General features: G+C 71.3%; 3 protein-coding genes. 1 reads left to right on the forward strand and 2 read right to left on the reverse strand.

Annotated features, from left to right (window positions below):
- On the reverse strand, positions 1–1,746 hold a 1,746-nt coding region (locus VGD70_RS29990; RefSeq protein WP_331087264.1), incomplete at its 3' end, for a hypothetical protein.
- Between the two features lie 352 nt (positions 1,747–2,098).
- Between VGD70_RS29990 and VGD70_RS29995 the strand changes: the two genes are divergently transcribed.
- Positions 2,099–3,148 (forward strand): Gfo/Idh/MocA family protein, encoded by a 1,050-nt coding sequence (locus VGD70_RS29995; protein ID WP_331087266.1) that lies wholly within the window; start codon positions 2,099–2,101, stop codon positions 3,146–3,148.
- A gap of 67 nt (positions 3,149–3,215) precedes the next feature.
- Here the strand turns inward: VGD70_RS29995 and VGD70_RS30000 are convergent, their stop codons facing one another.
- On the reverse strand, positions 3,216–3,365 hold the full coding sequence (locus VGD70_RS30000; RefSeq protein ID WP_331087268.1) for a hypothetical protein: 150 nt from the start codon (positions 3,363–3,365) through the stop codon (positions 3,216–3,218).
- Positions 3,366–3,944 lie beyond the last annotated feature (579 nt).

Below are 3,944 nucleotides of genomic sequence, written 5' to 3' on the forward strand. Positions count from 1 at the left end.
GGTGCCGGCGTAGTCGTAGGCGGTCGTGCCGGTGGTCTCACCGAGACGCCAGTACTGCGCCGGGCTGTCGGCGAGCACGCGGTTGGCGTAGGCGTCGGTCGTCGAGGCGACCGTGGCCGTGTTGCCCTGCGTGCTGTTCACGATGTTGCCGAAGGCGTCGCTGACGGTGACCCGGTACGAGGCCGTCGTCCCGGCCGCCCGGCTGGTGTCGGTCCAGCTCTGGTACGGCCGGTTCCACCACTGTGACCTGGTGGTGACCGTGTAGAGCGGCGTCGTCCCGGAGTTGCGGTACAGGTTGTAGGTCAGGCTCTCGTTGTCCATGTCCCACGAGGAGGGCCAGGTGACCTTGATCTGGCCGGCCGTCGTCGAGGTGGCGTTGGGCCGCATCTGGGCAGCAGTGAGCTCCGGACCCCGGTCATTGGGGGCGATGTTGCTCGTCGCCATCCGCACCAGGCCCTGCTGCCCCGCCCCGTTCACCGTGGGGAACTCCCCGCCGAGAACGAGGTAGCTGCCGTTGCCGGTCGCCGACCAGGCCGCCTGCGCCTGACCGGTGAAGGAGCCGGCCGTGAGAGTCGGGTAGAAGGTCAGCAGCCCGGGGTGCGGACGGCCTTCCCAGCTCGTGTACCGCGGCACCTGGGTGGTGGCCTTCAGCTGGCCGGTGACTGCCACCGTGTTGGCGATGACCCGCTTCCACACGGTGGGCCGCTGGTCGGGGTACCCACCGGACGTCTCGCAGTCGTGCACGTGCCCCGCGGTGTAGACGACGGTGCCGGTGGAGAAGATGTCGTACGGGTCGCCGTGGCAGTCGTTCATCCACACGAGTTCCAGCGAGTTGGGGTTGAGGGCGATCGTGCCCTCGATGTTGCCCACGAGGAAGCCGTAGGCGACGACGTAGATGTTCACGCCGTCGGTCTTCATGTTCCAGACGCCACCCGCGTCGCCGGAGTTGGTGATGCCCAGCTGCCAGGTGCGGGTGTCGCCGCCGCTGAGGTTCACGTTGGCCACCGCGACGGCCGGGCCGCCGTTGATCTGGGAGAACTGGCCGGCCAGATTGACCCGGGTGCCGTCAGGGCTGAGCGCGATGCCGCGGACGGTGTGGTTGGCCGTGGGCGCCCACGCGGTCACCGCGCCGTTGCTCGCGGTGAAGGCGGCGAGCCGGGTGCGGGTCTGGCCGCCGGCGGTGGTGAAGTTGCCGCCCGCGTAGACGGTCGTGTTCGTGGCAGCCAGCGAGTAGACGGCCGCGTTCGAGGTGGGCGCGAAGGTCGTGATCAGGGCGCCGGTGGCGACGTCGAACGCGGCGATGTGCCCGCGGGCCACGCCGTCGACGGTGGTGAAGTCTCCACCGACGTAGATGCGGGTGCCGTCCGGCGAGGCGGTGATCGTGCGCCCCTGACCGTTGAGCGTGTGGTTGAACGTCGTCATGACGCCGCTCGCCAGACTGAAGGCGACCAGGTTGGCCCGCGGGGTCTCGCTCGTGCCCGCCGCCGCACCCGCCGGCCGCGCCTGCGTGAAGCTGCCCGTCGCGTACACCGTGTTGCCGACGGTGACCATCGCCCAGACGACGCCGTTGACCTGGACGGTGCCGAGCCGGTCGGCGGCGACGGTGGTGGGCGTGCCGGGGGCCGGTGCCGTGTCCGCCGAGGCGATGCCAGGGACCGCGAGGCCGAGGAGCAGCAGCCCGACGGCGAGGAACGCGGCGAGCGCTGCTGAACCGGCGCGGGAGCCCCGGACGGAGAGTGACGACATCAGACGACCTTCGGTACGGAGCGACGAGGGAGCGGAGGAGTCGCGCGGTGCGCTCCGACGGGAAAGGAGGGATCCCCACATGCCAGTGCCCTGCGCCATGCGAACCCCCCGTGGTGGTGACCGAGCGTCACCTGGAGACTGCCCGGGTCGGGCCGCCTACCGGCACGTACGCCGATCGCCGTGCTAGCTGTCCGCTCGAAAGGTTCACGGTGTGTGAGCGCCTGTCAAGGAGCTGGCGCACCGGGTAGGCCGTTAGCGGGATGTCTGTCACCGAACTCTCACAGCAAAATGGCTTTCGGTGCGTTCTCGATAACTGAGAGTGAGAATTTGCCGGTCGCGTCATGATGCGGGCATGACGCTGGCCGCAGGGATGGAACCGGTCCGGATCGGTCTGGTGGGGTACGGCTTCGGTGGTCGCTGGTTCCATGCCCCGCTGTTGCAGGCGGCCGGCGAGTGCGACCTCGTCGGCGTCGTCACCTCCTCCTCCGAACGACGCGCCCTGGTCGAGCACGACCACCCGGGACTGCGGACCTTCGACTCACTGGAGGCGTTGCGCGCCGGCGGCGCCGAGGCGGTCGCGATCTCGACCCCCGCCTCGACGCACAGCGCGCTCACCGACCAGGCGCTCGGGCTGGGGTTCGCCGTGGTGTGCGACAAGCCCTTCGCGCTCGACGCGGGCGCCGCCCGCAGGTCGGTCGAGCTCGCCACGCGGCTCGGGCTGCCGCTGGCCCCGTACCAGAACCGGCGCTGGGACTCCGACTTCCTGACCGCCCGGGCCCTGGCCGACGAGGGGACCCTCGGCGAGCTGACCAGGTTCGAGTCCCGCTTCGAGCGGTTCGCACCCGATCCGGGACCGCCGGCCTCGGGCGGCGGCACACTGCGCGACTTCGGCAGTCACCTGGTGGACCAGGCGCTGGTGCTCCTCGGTCCGGTCGCGTCGGTCTACGCCGAGTGGCGGCTGCGGGACAGCGGTCTGGACGACGACGTCTTCGTCGCCCTGACCCACGCGAACGGCGCGCGCTCGCACCTGTCGGGCAGCTGGAGCCAGGGCGCGCCCGGCCCGCGGTTCCGGGTCACCGGGACGACGGGCAGCTACGTGGTCGGAGGCGTCGACGGGCAGGAGGACGCGCTGCTCGCCGGGAAGACGCCGGCGACGCTGGGCACGGCGTGGGGTGCCGAGCCGGCCGACCGCTGGGGACGCGTGTTCCGGGGGGACGACGGCGAGGTGGCGCCTACCCTGCCCGGCGCGTGGAACACGTTCTATCCGGCGTTCGCCGCCGCCGTGCGGGGACTCGGGCCGGTGCCGGTCGACCCGCGCGACGCCGTCGCCACCGCGACCGTGCTCGACGCCGCGCGCCGCAGCGCGACCGACGGCGGCGTCGTGTCCCTTCCGCCGGGCTGATCGACCCCGGACGTGCAGCGGGGCCGATCGGCACCTCTGCCGACCGGCCCCGTTCGCGTGCGGGATATCAGCTGGTCGGGACCGTGATGGTCGCGATGCCGATCACCAGGCCGCCGGCCAGGGCGGTGGTGCTGAACGTCGAGTTCAGCAGGTCGGCGCCTCGGGGCTGAGGTTTGACCGTCGTGCCCTGCAGGACGCCGTTGCCGGTGGCGTCCATGGAGGTCGGGTTGAGGGCGTTACGGCCTGCTCACCGCGGTCAGCCCGGTGCCGCTCGGCTCGTGGCTGACCCTGGTTCGTCGGCAGTGCGCTGCTGCACGACCTGGTGATCGCCCCGGTCTGGATCGGCCTCGGACGGCTCGCGGCGCGGGTGCTGCCTGCGGCGGCTCGGCCGGCGATCGTGGTGGGTGCCGCGGTCGCGGGGTTGCTGGCTCTGATCGCGCTGCCGTTCGTCCTGGGGTCGGCGCCGACAGCCGCTGAGGACGGGAGGGCACGGTCGACCCTCCGGCCGACCGCGCTCTTCCATCGCCCGCACCGATGCCACCCAGCGAAAATGGGAGATCAACCCGTGGGCGTCCCGGGTCGAAGTATTGGCTGTGGAACTCAGTCAGCACGGGTCTCGATCGACACCGTCGGCGACGCAGCACTCCGCCGGTACCGGAACCCGCACCATGGCGCTCACCGGCTGGGGCCCGCTACTTACTACGTGGACGCCCATCGCCACGGCACATGCGGTACACCCGGAGCAGGTCGACAGATGTCTGGCGGCGTGCGGAGCCGCACTCGTCGTCGTCGATCT

This window comes from Actinophytocola sp. (genome assembly GCF_036402745.1).
Taxonomy (GTDB): domain Bacteria; phylum Actinomycetota; class Actinomycetes; order Mycobacteriales; family Pseudonocardiaceae; genus Actinophytocola.

Coding starts and splice junctions, on each gene's coding strand:
- VGD70_RS29995 (WP_331087266.1), top strand. CDS start 2,099: ATGACGCTGGCCGCAGGGATGGAACCGGTCCGGATCGGTCTGGTGGGG.
- VGD70_RS30000 (WP_331087268.1), bottom strand. CDS start 3,365: ATGGACGCCACCGGCAACGGCGTCCTGCAGGGCACGACGGTCAAACCT.